The sequence below is a fragment of the Microvirga aerilata genome (assembly GCF_016743775.1).
GTDB classification, from domain to species: Bacteria; Pseudomonadota; Alphaproteobacteria; order Rhizobiales; family Beijerinckiaceae; genus Microvirga; species Microvirga aerilata.
Map to the genome: position 1 here is coordinate 308,046 of NZ_JAEQMY010000001.1, position 16,077 is coordinate 324,122.

General features: G+C 61.8%; 10 protein-coding genes. 6 read left to right on the forward strand and 4 right to left on the reverse strand.

Annotation, left to right across the window (positions count from 1 at the left end; all coding sequences use genetic code 11):
• The first annotated feature begins 2 nt into the window (after nt 1–2).
• From JKG68_RS01445 to JKG68_RS01460, 4 genes are all read left to right on the forward strand, one after another.
• The gene (locus JKG68_RS01445) at nt 3–884 is read left to right on the forward strand and encodes a carbohydrate ABC transporter permease (RefSeq protein ID WP_202055295.1); all 882 of its coding nucleotides are present in this window, start codon (nt 3–5) and stop codon (nt 882–884) included.
• 83 nt (nt 885–967) lie between these two features.
• The gene (locus JKG68_RS01450; RefSeq protein WP_202055296.1) at nt 968–2,512 is read left to right on the forward strand and encodes an extracellular solute-binding protein; all 1,545 of its coding nucleotides are present in this window, start codon (nt 968–970) and stop codon (nt 2,510–2,512) included.
• Between the two features lie 54 nt (nt 2,513–2,566).
• Complete coding sequence (locus tag JKG68_RS01455; RefSeq protein WP_202055297.1) at nt 2,567–4,900, forward strand: heparinase II/III domain-containing protein; 2,334 nt, start codon at nt 2,567–2,569, stop codon at nt 4,898–4,900.
• Nucleotides 4,901–4,933: 33 nt separating this feature from the next.
• Nucleotides 4,934–6,004, forward strand: coding sequence for an ABC transporter ATP-binding protein (locus tag JKG68_RS01460; RefSeq protein WP_202055298.1), 1,071 nt, complete (start codon nt 4,934–4,936; stop codon nt 6,002–6,004).
• 90 nt (nt 6,005–6,094) lie between these two features.
• Here the strand turns inward: JKG68_RS01460 and JKG68_RS01465 are convergent, their stop codons facing one another.
• Genes JKG68_RS01465 through JKG68_RS01480 form a run of 4 tightly spaced genes read right to left on the reverse strand, consistent with a single transcriptional unit; the run spans nt 6,095 to nt 14,025 of the window.
• Nucleotides 6,095–8,686, reverse strand: coding sequence for a hypothetical protein (locus tag JKG68_RS01465; RefSeq protein WP_202055299.1), 2,592 nt, complete (start codon nt 8,684–8,686; stop codon nt 6,095–6,097).
• Nucleotides 8,687–8,699: 13 nt separating this feature from the next.
• Nucleotides 8,700–10,145 carry an HlyD family type I secretion periplasmic adaptor subunit gene (locus JKG68_RS01470; RefSeq protein WP_202055300.1) on the reverse strand — a complete coding sequence of 482 codons (1,446 nt, stop codon included), beginning with the start codon at nt 10,143–10,145 and terminating at the stop codon, nt 8,700–8,702.
• Nucleotides 10,142–12,331 (reverse strand): peptidase domain-containing ABC transporter, encoded by a 2,190-nt coding sequence (locus JKG68_RS01475; RefSeq protein ID WP_202055301.1) that lies wholly within the window; start codon nt 12,329–12,331, stop codon nt 10,142–10,144. Before JKG68_RS01475 ends, JKG68_RS01470 begins: the two co-directional genes overlap by 4 nt.
• The gene (locus JKG68_RS01480; protein ID WP_202055302.1) at nt 12,328–14,025 is read right to left on the reverse strand and encodes an ATP-binding cassette domain-containing protein; all 1,698 of its coding nucleotides are present in this window, start codon (nt 14,023–14,025) and stop codon (nt 12,328–12,330) included. Before JKG68_RS01480 ends, JKG68_RS01475 begins: the two co-directional genes overlap by 4 nt.
• Nucleotides 14,026–14,525: 500 nt before the next feature.
• On the opposite strand from JKG68_RS01480, the gene JKG68_RS01485 reads away from it, so the two are divergent.
• Together JKG68_RS01485 and JKG68_RS01490 are read left to right on the forward strand one after the other, a co-directional pair.
• Nucleotides 14,526–15,002, forward strand: coding sequence for a hypothetical protein (locus tag JKG68_RS01485; RefSeq protein ID WP_202055303.1), 477 nt, complete (start codon nt 14,526–14,528; stop codon nt 15,000–15,002).
• 382 nt (nt 15,003–15,384) lie between these two features.
• Nucleotides 15,385–15,678 (forward strand): hypothetical protein, encoded by a 294-nt coding sequence (locus JKG68_RS01490; protein WP_202055304.1) that lies wholly within the window; start codon nt 15,385–15,387, stop codon nt 15,676–15,678.
• The last annotated feature ends 399 nt before the right edge of the window (nt 15,679–16,077 follow it).

Consider the following 16,077-nt stretch of genomic DNA (forward strand, 5'->3'; position numbering starts at 1 on the left):
TCATGTCAGGCTTTAATCTCTATACCCGCGGCGACAGGATCTTCGGCATCGCGAATGCCAGCCTCATGCTGCTCTTCGTCCTGAGCACGCTGTACCCCTTCATCTACATCGTCTCTGCCTCGGTGAGCTCAGGCTTTGCGGTAAGTTCCGGCCAAGTCGTTCTGTGGCCTGTCGATCCGACGCTTGCTGCCTACAAGCACGTCCTGTCGGATCGGATGTTCTGGATCTCGTATGGGAACACCCTGTACTACGCCATTGTCGGAACGCTAGCGAGCCTCATCATCATGGTGCCCGGCGCCTTCGCCCTTTCAAGGCCACGGCTGCGGGGGCGCAGGCTAATTACATTTCTGATCGCTTTCACCCTGTGGTTTCACGCCGGTCAGATACCTTTTTTCCTCAACATTCGGGATCTCGGCCTGCTGGACACCCGGATCGGAATTGTTTTGGCTTTCGCTTGCAATGCCTTCAATGTCATTCTCCTAAAGAGCTACTTCGAGTCGATCCCTGCATCCTTCGAGGAAGCGGCGCGCATGGACGGCGCGACCGATTTCCAGCTTCTTTGGAAGATCTTCATCCCGCTCGCGAAACCGGCTCTTGCCACTGTGACGCTCCTCTGCCTCGTGACCCGCTGGAACGGTTACTTCTGGGCGATGGTGCTCCTGCGAAGCGAGGAAAAGATCCCGCTGCAGGTCTACCTCAAGAAGCTCATCGTCGATCTCAAGAGCGATGACGGCTTCGCAAGCCGCCTGATGACGGCGGAATACTCGTTCGAAACCATCACGGCCGCGATCATGGTGGCGTCCCTCATCCCGGTCGTGATCGTTTACCCCTACATCCAGAAGTACTTCACGAAGGGAATGACGCTCGGCGGAGTCAAAGAGTGAACGCGCCTTGACCCGAGCCGGGCCGGGCCAAGCAAAGCGCAAACAACAAAATCAAAAGAGAAAACGGTCGGAGGATATCGCCCATGAAACGGATACTGAGTTTAGCACTCGCATCTGCCTTGATTGCACCCCAACTTGCGACAGCGCAGGAGGCAGCGCCGAAAATCGTCGATAAGCCGCTCGAAATGACCATCCACATGCATTTCCGCGACAAGTATGTCTGGAAGGATGATTGGCCGACGGCGAAGGAGCTGCAGCGGCTGACGGGAATCAAGCTGAAGAACACCGCCTCGAATGCAACAACGATCAGCAGGGAGGCCTTCAATCTCCTGATGGCATCGGGCGACCTGCCTGATATCGTTGCAGGAAACGAACTGCGGCATGACTTCGTTCGCTATGGCATGGAAGGAGCCTTCCAGCCCCTGAACGACTTGATCGAGAAGCATGCGCCGAACCTGAAGAAATTCCTGGCAAGCAATCCAGAAATCAAAAAGGCGATCACCGCACCGGATGGAAACATCTATTGGATTCCATATGTGCCCGACGGCAAGTATGCCCGCGGCTGGTTCATCCGATACGATTGGCTGGACAAACTTGGCCTGAAGGCACCGCAGACGGTCGATGAGCTCTACACCGTGCTCCAGGCCTTCCGCGACAAGGATCCCAACGGAAATGGGCAAAAGGACGAAGTCCCCCTCTTCTTCCGTGAGCCGAACTCCGAGCTCCAACGGCTTCTGGTCTTCTGGGACGGGCGTTCGAGCGGATCGGACTTCGCACACGACTTCTATGTGGACGGGGGCAGGATCAAGCACCCCTACACCGGCGACAACTACCGCACCGGCATGCGAAACATCGCAAAATGGTATGCGGAAGGATTGATCGACAAGGAGGTGTTCACGCGAGGCGCACGGTCCCGCGAGGTTCTCCTGGGCAACAATCAAGGAGGCATGACCTACGACTGGTTTGCCTCTACGGCCAGCTACAATACAAGCCTGAAGGACAAGGTGCCCGGCCTCAAGTTCATGGCGGTCGAGCCGCCGGCGAGCCCCTCCGGGAAGAGGATCAATGAGAACCGCCGATCGCGCATGAGGCCGGATGGCTGGGCCATGACGGTCAACAACAAGCACCCGGTTGAGACCATCAAGCTGTTCGATTTCTACTTCTCGCCACAGGGCCGCCTGCTGTCGAACTTCGGCGTCGCAGGCGTTCACTACGACATGGTGGACGGAAAACCCCGCTACAAGCCGGAAATCCTGAACGGCAAGGCGCCGGTGAACACGCAGATGTGGGAGATTGGAGCACAAATCCCGATCGGCTTCTGGCAGGATTACGAGTATGAACGCCAGTGGACGGATCAGATCGCCCTGCAGGGGATCGACCTGTATGAGAAGGGCAATTTCCTGATCGACGAGTTCCTTGGCGTCAGCATGACGGTCGACGAGCGCCAGATTTTCGATCGCCACATGCCCAACATCCAGACCTACATGCTCGAAACGATGCAGGCATGGATCCTCGGATCCCGGAATGTCGACAAGGACTGGGAGGGCTACAACGCCCAGCTCAAGAAGCTCGGCATGGAACAGGTTCTGGCCGTCATGCAGACAGCCTACGAGCGTCAGTATCGCTAACCGGCAGCCGCCGGCTGCAAGCCGGCGGCTTTTTTCACCTATGGATTCATAATCATGTCCACCAGCGTCTACGCCACGCCCAACACCAAGCGTACCATGCTCGATCAGCCGAAGGCCGGAGCGCTGACCGTGCAATACAGGCCAGACGCCGAAGAGGTTTATGAGAACCCGCCGCGTTTCGTCTGGCTTCCGACCTTGGACGAGGGATCGCGATACGTCCTCAAGGTGACGGCAGATGACGACCATACAAGCGAAACCCCTTTTATCTATGAGAACCTGGCGCGAAACTTCTTCACGCCTGACCATGCCTATGCTCCAGGCGCCTATCATTGGGCATATGCTGTCTGGGACCCTGAACAGGGTGTTCCCGCAAGCGCCTGGAGCGACGCCCGCAGCTTCAGTGTTCCGACGGGGCTGGATCAGGTTCCTCTCCCCTCGGGAGCGGCGCGTGCGCAACAAGCTCACCACTCCCATCCGCGTCTTTGGCTCAACCCGGACAAGGCTTCCGCATTCGCCGAAGCCCTAAAGGACAATCCGGATCATTGCGGGTTCCGGAACTTCTATGAGCGTTCCGTCAAGCCATGGACGGAGCGTCCGATCATCGCTGAACCCGCACCTTATCCCGACAACAAGCGGGTCGCCTCTTTATGGCGTCAGATGTATATCGACTGTCAGGAGGTGATCTATGCCATACGGCATCTTGCGATCGCCGGCCGACTGCTTGAGGATGACAAGCTTCTCGAACGGGCAAAGGAGTGGCTCCTCTCCGTGGCGGGGTGGGACGTTCTCGGGACAACATCCCGCGCCTATAACGATGAGGCCGCTTTTCGCATCGCGAGCGCGTTAGCATGGGGCTATGACTGGTTATATGATCGGCTCGATGCGCAGGAGCGCGCCATCGTTAGGGCATCTCTCCTTGCCAGGACTCGGGAGATCGCAGACCACGTCATAAGTCATGCCCGTATTCATATCTTTCCTTATGACAGCCATGCGGTACGGGCCCTCTCCGCTGCGCTGACACCGTGCTGCATCGCCCTTCTCGGGGATGAGGAGGAAGCCCGCGAGTGGCTCGACTATACGGTCGAGTACCTGTTCAACATCTATGCGCCATGGGGCGCGAAGGACGGCGGTTGGGCAGAAGGTCCGCATTATTGGACCACCGGAATGGCTTATCTGCTGGAGGCCGCAGGCCTCATTCGAAGCTATTACGGCATCGATGTTCTCGAACGTGCCTTCTTTCGTGCGACCGGCGATTTCCCGCTGTACACGAAAGCACCTGGGGTTCGTCGCACCTGCTTTGGCGATGACTCCACGATGGGAGACCCGCCCAGCCTCAAGACCGGGTACAACATGCGTCACTTCGCCGGAGCGACAGGAAATGCGCACTACCAGTGGTATTTCGAGCAGGTGAAGCGCGACGATCCGGGCACCGAGGACCTTTTCTACAATTACGGCTGGTGGGATTTCGCTTTCGAAGATCTGGTGTACGCCCACGATCTGCCTGCAGTCGAGCCACAGCCGCCATCTGACCTCCCGATGCTGCGGGTGTTCGACGACATTGGATGGGTTGCGCTGCAAAAGGATATGGACGACCCGGAACGTCATCTTCAGTTCGTCTTCAAGAGCAGCCCCTATGGTTCCTTGAGCCACAGCCATGGCGACCAGAATGCTTTTCTGCTGCGCGCCTTCGGGGAGGATCTTGCGATCCAGGGCGGGTATTATGTTGCGTTCAACTCGACGATGCACCGTCAATGGCGCCGTCAGACGCGCTCGAAAAACGCTCTTCTCATCGGCGGCAAGGGGCAATATGCGGAGCGAGATAAAGCGCAAGGAAAAGCGGCTTCAGGCAAGCTTCTTGCCGTCAGACAAGATCCTACAAGCATCTTCATGAGCGGAGACGCCACCGCTGCCTATCAGTCCCTGAATCCTAAGGTGAACTTGGTTCGCAGAGATGTGCATTTCGTCCGCGAACGCTACTTCGTCATCGTCGACCGCGTCGAACTCGACGAGCCGGAACCGATCACCTTTCTCTTCCACGCGGAAAACGAAATGGAGATCGGTGGGCAGACTTTCCGCCTGACGGGCAAGCAGGCCGGTCTTTACGGACACTTCGTCTTCAGCAGTGCGGGCAAGCCGGTTCTTCGTCAGCAGGAAGGCTTTCCGGATGTGGATCCGGCAGAGATTGAGGGGTTGCCGCAGCAATGGCATCTTGCGGCCGAAACGCCCGCTGCAAAGCAGCACAACCTGGTAACCCTGCTCGTCCCCTACGCCCTCAGCGACCCGATGCGGGTCCTTCATTTCATCGACGACCAGGGCTTCAGCACGGATCTCTACTTCGTCGACGAGGAGGATCGAGAGTTCTCGGTCGTCCTGCCGAAAGAGTTCTGATGAGGCAGCGATCCAGACAGCAAGGAACAGCCCATGTCATCCGTTCACGTTCGCGACCTGAAGAAGTCTTACGGTCATGCGCCCGTACTCCACGGCATCTCCCTCGATATCGAAGATGGTGAGTTCGTCATTCTCGTCGGACCATCAGGCTGCGGCAAGTCCACCCTCCTGCGGATGATCGCCGGGCTTGAAGGGGTTACAGCCGGTGAGATCCGCATAGGGTCCCGGGTCGTCAACAATGTCCCGCCCAAAGAGCGGGATATCGCCATGGTCTTCCAGAACTATGCGCTTTATCCGCATATGACCGTTGCGGAGAACATGGCATTCTCCCTGGTCCTGAAGAGAGCATCGAAGGCGGAGATCACCCAGAAGGTCCAGCAGGCGGCCGCGATCCTCGGACTTGAGACGATGCTCGACCGCCATCCAAAGGAGCTGTCCGGCGGGCAACGCCAAAGGGTCGCGATGGGCCGCGCCATCGTCCGCGATCCCAAGGTATTCCTGTTCGATGAGCCTCTTTCCAATCTCGACGCAAAGCTGCGGGTGCAGATGCGTTCAGAGATCAAGGCCCTGCATCAAAGGCTGAAAACAACCACGATCTATGTCACGCACGATCAGATCGAGGCGATGACCATGGCGGACAGGATCGTCGTCATGCGCGGCGGCGTGATGGAGCAAATGGGCACACCACTGGACCTTTACGACCAGCCCGCGAACCTTTTCGTCGCGAGCTTCATTGGCTCCCCGGCTATGAATCAGATCCCGGGCAGCATTGGAGCCAAAGGCTTCGTAGCGGATACAGGCCATGTCCTGCCGCTCCCGACTTCCGCAGTAGCGCAGATCGGCAGGTCTGCCGTTTACGGCATTCGCCCCGAACACATGACGCTGGAGCCGTCCGGCATGCCTGTCAGGGTCAAGACGGTGGAACCCACTGGGTCGGAAACACTCCTCCTGACCGAACTTTCAGGGCCTCAAACCTCAATAGACATAACCGCAGTCTTTCGAGGACGGGTCGCCGCCGCCCCGGGAGACACCATTCACCTTCAACCCGATATGGCGATGGTTCACCTGTTCGACAAAGAGACCGGCCATAGAATCATGGCATGAACATGCCGCCTAAACCTGAATAGTCCCGGGCTATGACAATAGCTCCCGGCGGGCTCGGCAATCGATCTGCTCCGTTGTCCTTGCTCGCCCTCAGGACCAACTCACCCGCATCGCGTCCGACTGAAGATCATCGAAAATCAGGACGTGATCCGTTCCGGGCTGATCGAGATCGACGGCGTGATGCGGTGCGGTTTCCCTCGCGCCGCTTGAGTCGATCTGCTCCGTCCATGCAGCAGTGCTATCGTTGCCCGTGCCGATGCCATCATCCCCCATCAACAGGAGGATGTCCGCTGCGGTGACTTCCGAGACTACGCTTGAGTCAGAAACATCGAGGCCTTGGCCGGCAGCATGGGCAGGCGTTACATCCTCAACCACCACATCGACGCTTTTCTGCATTGAGGATGCTCCTGCGCTGTCGCGCAAAACCACTCCAATGCTGCGTGTTCCTGCAGTGAGACCGGAGGGGTCTTCACTCTCAAGCACTAAAGACTGCAGTACGGTGGCATAGGTTTCGGGCAAAGCGCTCCCACTGAGTGTCAGAACTCCCGAGCCGGCAGCATGGCCGCCACCTATCACCTCAATACCAGTATTGCCGATCATGACGCGACCACCGTCGTCATGCAGGGTGAAGCCGTCGAAATCGAGTCGGTCGCTGGGCTGGCCGCTCGAGAGGGTGATGGTTGCGCCCACGAGATGCGAGCTGTCAATGTCTCCAGCCTGCGCGAGGTCGATTGCGTGCGCTTGAGATGCTCCTTCCTCTGCATGCTTCGACGCGGTTAACGCCAGATCGGGCGCATCATTGACTGCGTCGATGGTTACAGTGAAAGGCGCAATCGCTTTCGCAATTTGACCGGACGCCTCCTGGGCTGTTGCCTGGAGGGTGAGGTTGAGGGTGCCGGAGACGTTGTCGGGGGGCGTCAGCGTCAGCCATGCCAGATCCGCAGGCGCCACATGCCAGCTGCCGTCCCCGGCCCGGCTGCCGTGCGACAGCCGGAACCCGTCCGGCAGGCCCAGAATGCTCACCGACAGGGTCTCCGACCCGTCCCGGTCAACCAGAGCAGCCGACAGGTCAAGCTCAACCGCCCCGTCCTCCTGCCCCGCCGCCGCGCCCGCATGCACCTCGGGCGCATCCGCCACCGCACCAACCGTCACAGCCTGCCGGCCCGTCACCTCCCGGCTCACGCTGGTGCCGTTGCCTGTATCCGTCACCGTTGCCGTCAGCGTCAGGGTGAAGTCCTCGTCGCTGTGCGCCCCCGGCCGGAGCGTCACAAGCCCGGCCCGCAGGTCCGCCGTTGCAACCTGCCACTCCCCGGGCGCGGTCTGCGTGCCGTGGCTCAGGCTGGCGCCGCCCGGCAGGCCCGACACCCGGGTGAGCGCCGACCAGCTCTCCGAGCCGTCCTGGTCCTGCAGCACAAAGGAGGGCTGCAGCAGGATCGGGCTGTCCTCGGCGCCGGAGCTGGTGCCGCCGAGAGTGGCGGCATCCGCCACTGGGTTGAACTCCACCACAAAGTCCGATGCGCTGCGGGCATGGCCGCCGGTGCTTTCGCTGGCAACCGCCGTCAGGGTGAGGGTGTAGCGGCCCGACACGTGGGCCGGCGGGGTCAGGGTCAGACCGGTGAGCTGGGCGGGCGTGAGCAGCCAGGCGCCGTCCGCCTGCCGGGTGCCGGCCGAAAGGCGGGCGCCGGCGGGCAGGCCGCCGAGCAGAAAGCTCAGGCTTTCCAAGCCGTCGGTGTCGTGCAAGGCGCCGCCCAGGCCGTCGAGCCGCAAGGGGGTGTCCTCCTGGCCGCGGGCGTCGGCCACGCGGACGGCGGGCGCATCGGCCACGGCGGCCACCTGCACCTGGAAGCCGACCTCGACCTGGGCGGCCTCGCCGTTTGTTTCGCGGGCGGTGGCCTGGAGGGTGAGGTCGATCCGGCCTGAGAAGTTGTGGGGCGGGGTCAGGGTGAGGTGGGGGAGATCCGAGGGCGCCAGGCTCCAGCTGCCGTCGGCGTGGCGGGTGCCGTGGGAGAGGCTGGCGCCGGGGGGCAGGCCGAGGATGCTCACGGCCAGCAGTTCGGAGCCGTCCTGGTCGGTCAGGGCCGCCTTGAGGTCGAGCCCGATCGCCTCGTCCTCCAAACCAACACTATCACGCGCCACAACGACGGGTGTGTCTGCCGTGATGTCCACGGGCTCTTCCGGCTTCGGCTCTTCAGCATCAGGCGGCGTTCCCGTCTGATCATCCGGCTGATCGGTGTCGACTAGGAGGACGTCGGGTGCGGAGCCGGTGCTGGGTTGAGCGGGAAGATGGGTGGAGGATACGTGAGAGACTACAATCTTCGGGGAGCTGAATGCTTGGGGTTGCGCAACGAAGGCCGGCGCTGGCTCGGGACGGCCTTCGTCCTGGGTTACCGGCCGATCCAAAGGTCCTATGGGATCGAGCATTGTCGGCAGCGAACCCTCTACCGGGTGCGTCTGCTCTGCTTCAGGTGCCTCCATTGCATGCGACCATGCCAGGACGCCATTGGCCGGAACTCCGGGAATCGTGCCGAACCCTGCGACAGCCTCCGTCCCGCCGACGAGATTACCGCTTGCGCCACCATCACCGATCGGAAGCCTGCGCTGCACGGCACGCAAGGCGCGGAGGGCTTCCTCGTCCACGACGCTGGCATCGAATGGGATGGTCGGATCAGGTTGCTGGGTCATGCTTATGGTGTCCTCAGCGCTCGCGGAACGATGCCGCCATGGCGGAGTAAATGGGCTTGAGCAGGTATTGCAGGATCGTCTTGGTGCCCGTGGTGATGTCCGCCTGAACGGTCATGCCGGGCACGAGCTGGGCCTTCTGCGGATCATGACCGACATGCTGCTGGGTCAACCTTATGCGAGCGCGATAATGCGGCTGCCGCTGCTCATCGAGAAAGGTTCCGGCCGAGACCCGCTCCACTTTGCCCTCCACGGAACCGTATCGCGAGTAGTCGAAGGCCTGCACCTTCACATGCACCGGCTGGCCAACCTCGATGAAGCCGATGTCACGCGGCATGATCCTCACATCCGCCACAAGGGGCGCGTCCTGCGGCATGATCTCGGCAACGAGACCTCCGGGCGGCAGAACGGTGCCGGGGCGATGAACCGCCAGCCCGCGCAGGATGCCTCCGATCGGTGCGCGCAACACGGTCCGCTCCGTGCGGTCTTCCAGCTTGCGGACCAGTTCCGTCGTCTCGGCGATATCGAGCGCCACGCGTGCCGCATCCTGCCGGGCCTCGTCCACCGCAGCAGACTGTATCTCCACGATCCGTGCCTCGGCCTCGGCCAGGCTCCTTTGCGCCGTGGCATGCTGACCGCTTAGTCGCTCGTGCTCGGCCTTCGCGCTCATCATGAGCCGCTGCGCCTCCAAAACGGCTAACCGTGTCGTCAGACCGTTCCGGGCCAATTCCTCGCGGATGCCAAGTTCCTTGCCGTGCAGCGCCATCTGCTCCTGAACGGATGAAAGCTGTCGCGACAGGGTTGCGAGGTCGCCACGCCGCTGCGCCGCCTGCTCCTGGAGAACGGCAATCCGGTCGGCGAGCGCACGCAGTCGGGAAGCCAACGCAGCCCGTTGTGGCGCGGCGAAGAGGCCGGTCACCAGGGGCGGCACCGAGTGGGTCTCACCGCCTGCATCCGCAACGGCGACCGTGGTCAGCCCGTGGCTTCCGCGAAGGTCCATGGCGACCATGTTGCCGTCGGCTGCAGCGGCGAGGCGCTCTGCCTGCAATTGCAAAGACTCGAGGCGAAGCCGCGCCTGTGCAAGCTCAGCCTGAGCTGCCGCATCGTTCATGCGGAGCAGCGGCTGGTCGGTCACGATGTGCTCGCCTTCGCTGACCAACACTTCTGTAACGATCCCGCCTTCCAGGTGCTGCACCGGAGCCGACGCCGCAGCCGGTGCGATTTCCCCGACGCCAGCTGCAACCTCGGGCACGTGGGTGAGGGCCGACCAGGTCAGGGTCGCGGCCACCAGCAAGCCGGTGCCCAGCACCACCGCTCGCTCGAGGCCGTGGACGCGAAGCTCTTCCAGCGCGAGCACGTGACTGTCCGGCCGCTCCTCGCGGCTGGCACGGGGCAGGATCGGCATCATCGGCTGACTGACGGTTGTGGAAGAAGGCGCGGAAGGTGCTGCAGGGGTTCTCATCGACCGGCTCTCGGGCTGCTAGCGGCAGGTATGGTTGCAAAGGCGGCGCTCGCCAGCGGCACGCCGACGGCTGCTCTCGTCGGGCGAGGTCCAGCGGGAGATGTGGGCTGGTCCACCTCCTCCACCTGGCCGTCGCGCAGACGCAGGACGCGGTCGGCCAGCCGGATATGGCTCGGCCGGTGCGTTGCCATCAAGATGGTGCAGCTGCCGCGGCGCGAGGCTATGACATCCGTGAAAGCCCTGGCGCATGCATCGTCGAGTCCGGCGACCGGCTCATCCAGAAGCAGGATCGGGGCATCGCGCAGCAATGCGCTGGCGAGGGCGATCCGTTGCAGGATGCTGCGCGGCAGCCTGCCACTCTGGTTATCCCCAACGCGAGTATCGAAGCCCTGAGGCAGGGCTTCGATCGCTTCCAGCACACCAGCCTCTGCTGCCGCCCTACGGAGTTCGGCATCCGACGCGCTGGGACGGGCGAGCCGCAGGTTCTGAGCTACCGTTCCGTAAAGCAACCCAGGTGATTGGGGCACCCAGCCGATGCTGCGCCGAAGTACGGCCGGATTGAAGGAGCGCACGTCATGGCCATCGATGCGCACCAGACCGCCCTGTGGACGGTAGAGGCCGGCAATCAACAGAAGCAGGGAAGACTTACCCGCGCCTTCCGCTCCGGTCACTGCCACTACCTGGCCATGCTGGATGGCAAAACCGGCGCCAGCCAGCACCGGTTCCGATTGCGGTAGATAGCGCAAGGTCACGCGATGGAAGACGATCGCCCCTTGTGCCGGTGGCGCCATGCGTGCTTCGAGCGGGCTCGGCCGCTCTGTCTCCAACGCCATCATACCGTCGACCTGGCGGATGGAGGCCTGGGTCTGCTCCCAACGGGACAGCATGACGAAGAAGGTCTGCATCGGACCCAGGACCCGCCAGATCAGCATCATTCCGGCGATCAGCGCTCCCGCGCTCATTGCGCCCGATAGAACAGACAGGACGCCCATGACCACGGCTGCCAACCCGGACAGGGCAACGAGCGCCTGACTGGCAGTGAGCACCGAGCCTGCCATCGTGCTGACGCGGGCGGACGCCGTCGCAGCGGCAGCGGCAGCGGCAGCATAGCGCTCGATCCAGCGATCCTCGGCTCCGGCGAGCTTCAGAGTCCGTACCGCTTCCAGGGCTTCGACCGCTAGCGCTTCCCGTGTTTGATTGGCGCGAGCCGCTTGCTCGATGGCGGATCGCATCGAGCCGCGGGAGACAAGGAACAGGAGCACGAACCCCAGAGCCGTTCCCACCGGCACCAGCGCGATCCAGCCTCCCAGCACGACCATGAGGATCATGACCAGGAGAGTGAAGGGCATGTCCAGCACGGCCACGGCAAAGCTGCCGGTAAGGAACTCACGGATCGCCGAGAAGTCACGCAAGCGTGACACCTGGGATGCTGTGCCGGCACGCTCCACCAGGGCGGTCGGCAGCGACATCAGCTGCGTGAACACGGCGCTTGGGACGAGCCGGTCGAGCCTTTCTGCAATGCGCAGCAGGGCTCGCTGACGCACGGAGCGGAACGCTGCCTCCAGCAGGATCGCAGCGGCGACGCCTGCAACCAGCATGGGGAGGGTTTCCGGACTGTACCCGGCCACCACAGTGTCGAACACGGCCATCGTGAACACAGGGACGGCAAGCCCGAGAACCGCCATGAGCCCGCTGATGCACAGCAGGGCCCGGACATCGCCGCGGAATCGTCGAGCGATGCCGCTGAACCAACCCTGGCGCGAGGATCCGGCCTTCGTCTCGCTCACCAGGATCAGGATACCGCGCAACTCTTCTGGCGCGCAGGGCTCCACCTCGCCGGTAGCGCCATCAAACCGCAGAACCCGACCGGTCTCGTCGCGGTACACGACCGCTGCCCCCCTGCCCTTCGTCAGCAACAGAGCCGGCAGGCAGCGAAGGTCCAGACGGCCCTTTGAGAGCCGCTCCATCCGCGTAGGATAGCCGAGGACCGCCAGGGTGTTTCGGAGATCGGTCAGGTCGATATCCGGCTTTGCATGGGGAAGCGCCGCGATCAGGTCGTCAGCTCCGCCCGACCATCCCATCACCCACAGAACCGCCGAAAGGCATCGGGCAAGATCGGATGGCGCCAGCAGATCTTCCGGCACATGCGCCAGGGCGTGCTGGCGCTCTTCGACAACCAGGCTCATGACGCACGCTCCAGCCGGCCATCACGGATGGCGAAAGTTCGGTCCGCTATGCCGAGAGTGGATGGGCGGTGCGTGACGATGATCACGGTCACCCTGCCCCTCAGCCCGTCGAGCAGCTTGGCCAGGCGGGTATCGCTGTCGCCGTCGAGCTGCGAAGTGATATCGTCGAGCAGTAGGATTTTCGGCTCTTCTACCAGCGCCCGTACGACGCCTATGCGCTGGGCCGCGCCTCGCGGCAGGGGCGTTGCGGCAACGCCCACCGGTGTGTGCCAGCCTCCCGGAAGAGCGCTGGCCACCTGATCCAAGCCCAGCTCCGCAGCCAGTCGGAGGGCTGCTGCCTCGAGCTGCGGCTGATGCATCGTCAGGTTCTGCAACAACGTGCCGCGCACGAGGGCCGGATCAGGGGGCACCAAGGCGGCCAAGCGCCGCGCTGGTCCTATGTCGATCTGTGACAGATCCTGTCCGTCAATGAGAACCCGACCATCGCTCGGCTGCAGATCCCCTGCGATCATGCGCAGCAAGGCAGAGCGGCCGGATCCGTTGGAACCGGTGATGCCGATGATCTCCCCGGGCCTCACGTCCAGAGCCAGGCCCTCGAACAGCCAATGAGAATAGTGAGGAGTGCGGAAGCGAACGTCCTGCAGGAGAATATGTCCCGCGGTGACACGAAGCGGCGGCCGGTCGAAGTTCCGCTCCTGCGGAAGAGCGCCGATCTCGGCCACTCGACGCCTGCTTTCAGCAAGCGACTGCAAACGGGACCACAGGGCGACGCCGCCGAGCAGGGGCTGCATCGTGCGTCCCACCAGCATGGTACAGGCGCCCAGGCCGCCGACGCTGAGCTGACCGGCCAGCACCATATGGCAGCCTAAGGCGGCGACGCCAACGGTCGCAATCTGGGCAAGCAGCAGGCCGCCCTCCTGCCCCGCCGCGATCGTTTGCGCCAGCGTCCGGCGCAACTGCGCGGAGCCGCCCTGCAAACGCTCGTAGCGACGCTCGAGCAGTGGCTCGGCCCCGAGAACTTTCATGCCGTGGATGCAATTGAGCGTATCGAACAGGAAATTGAAACGGCGCTCTTCGGCCATAGCGAGGTTACGGGCTGCCCGCCGTACACGCCGCCCAGTCAGCGCCGCCAGCAGTCCGACACCACAGAGCAAGGCCAGCGGCACGAGAACCAGCGGACCGGCGAGATACCAGATGCCCACCAGGTAGAGCAGCGCAAATGGAAGGTCGAGCATCGCCTGCAAGGCAGGCCCCGACCATGCTTCGCGCAGGGTGCTGATCGCCGACAGGCGCTCAGCGTAGTAGCCGTTGCCATGACCCTCCAGGGCAGCGAAAGGCGCATTGAGCAGGCACTGCATGGCCTGTCGATGTGCTTGGGCTTCGGAGGCGGCCGCCACACGGGCCAGAAGCCGGCCACGCACGTGCCGCAACAATGCTTCCAGGAGAATGGCTGCGGCTACCGCACTTGCGAGCACCGCCAGAGTGCCCACTGACTTGTTCGGCAAGATCCTGTCATACACCTGCAGCAATGCCACCGGTAAGGCCAGCGCCAGCAACGTGATCAGCAGCGTTGCCTGGAGCATCGGAAACAGGAACGCGATGCCGAAGCGATTGATAAGCCCTTTAAACGGGCGAGTCAGCCACAGACCCGCAGATACTGCCGTTGTTCCGGATGAAGTGGCAGACGTGTTCATAACGCTACCTTTGGCCTTTCGGCCATGGAATGCTGATGGTGAGTTCTGGGAGTAAATACCGGTCTCTCACCGGTATGGCGGGTGCGGCGTCATGCGTTTGGATCGTCGTCTACTGGGAGAGATCCAATCCGCCATTGCTGTCGAAGCTCTAAGCTTCCAGAAATCGATGCGGCAAGTCAACGGGAGCTTTTCTTCCGGCGCCTCTGCTTCAAGGCAGGGTTAACACTCGATGAAGCCTGCGCCGGAAATGCAAGTGATGCTTATCTTGGACCGAACGATGTAACCGGACAGGCTTCGACAGTGACGAATATGATCACATCATCTTGGCCGTAATCCTGCTGCGATATTTCAGCTCCTTCGGAGCATCACACCCTGAGTTGTTCCCAACGTTGGCTTCCGAGTAGACGGTCTGGCATTTTTAGCCGGCGGGTCGGCTCTTACCTTCCTTGGAACCTCGAACACGACGCTGAATTACCCTCAGCAGTGAAAGGAGGCTCGTTATGGCGCAGAACACAACTGTTGTATGGGCACAATTCCCATCTCACGAGGCTGCTGAGAAAATCAAAAATCGTTTGATGGATAATGGCTTCGCTCGCAACAGTATCGAAATTTACCGGAATACTGACCATTCCTGTGATCTGGCTATTCATACGAGCGAGAAGAACCTTGAGCGTGTGGAGAGCCTGCTCCATGCCTCCGCCCCTGTCTATGCGTTTCGGCAGCTACGATCAGGTGCATTCAGGACCGCTGCCACTCACCCTCTCGTCATCGGCGGGAGCATCGCGCTTGCAGGCTTCCTTCTCTACAGCCTCCTCCCGCGCAACCGCAGAGCAACCGTTCACTCGGTTCGGGAGATACCAAGGACCCTGAGGCACCTGCCCGAAGCTGTAGTGAATACAGCCAGGGAATTCCCAGAAGCCGCCAGGAACCTATCAAGTACCGTTTCGCAGACGGTTCGTGATCGTGTCTTCGGTTGAGAGCCCCCTCAGCGCATTTTCACGGGCGCACTGAGTACCAACACTGTGTTCCTGCTGAGCCTCCCCGAAAGCACCGGACAACAGCAGCCAAACTGACATCAACGCATCAAGCATAAAGGTGACCTATGACCACTCGGAACCATAACAATCGCAGCGAGAAGCAGAAGGGCCATGTGCCGGACAAGAGTGCACAAAGCGATGATGACAATCGCCACAGCACAGATGCAGGCCCCAAGTCGCGCGGTGATGGCGGCGGAGGCGCTCCGCGTCACCAGGGCCAAGGCCAAGCCAATGAAGGTGTGGACAATCGCAAGCAGAACCGCGGCCACGGATAGATGGCGCTGATCAGCGCCATCTATCCCTGTCACACTGGAGATCTCACATGCCAGAAGCGAACGATCCGAAAGCTGGCCAATCATCTGAAAACAACGGACCTGAGTCAGAACCGACAAACGGCGATGTTCCGAATCCCGGGCCGACGTCAGATCCAGCCGATCGCGATTTCGGCGACTCGGCAGGCTATGGCAGTGGTGGATCAACGCGTGACTACCAGGAGGTCGTCGGTGAAAACCCGGTGACGGCCGGCCGCCCCAATCCGCTTGACGCAGTGATCCCGCCCGAAACACATGGGAACAAGGATGAGAACGAGCGGAACGAAGAGAGCGGGAGCGTGTGAGCAACAGCATGTGAGGTTGAGAAGAACGGACCCTGACCAGGAAGGCTTGCTCTCTGTCCCCACGACCATGAGGCGCATGAGTGGTGATCTTGATCCTACGGAAAGGGATCAGGATCGCCAACCATGAAGAGCGGTGTCTCCATGGGACAAGGCTATGATTCCAGAATGAACATGAAACATGCGCGTCATCTCACCTGTTGCTTCCGCAATGCGAGGAAAGCGGGGCTTGTCAGGCCCAGGGGCCAGCCACTATCTCGAAGCATACCCGCCTGAGCGCTTCGACACATTCCTGTTCGTCCCGGAGATGCAGTCCGCGATGCCGAACAAGGCTCGCAGAGGCAGCCCTCCCGCTGGCCATCCTCTGGCAGGATATCTGGTCGGCATGCTCGGGCGACGACG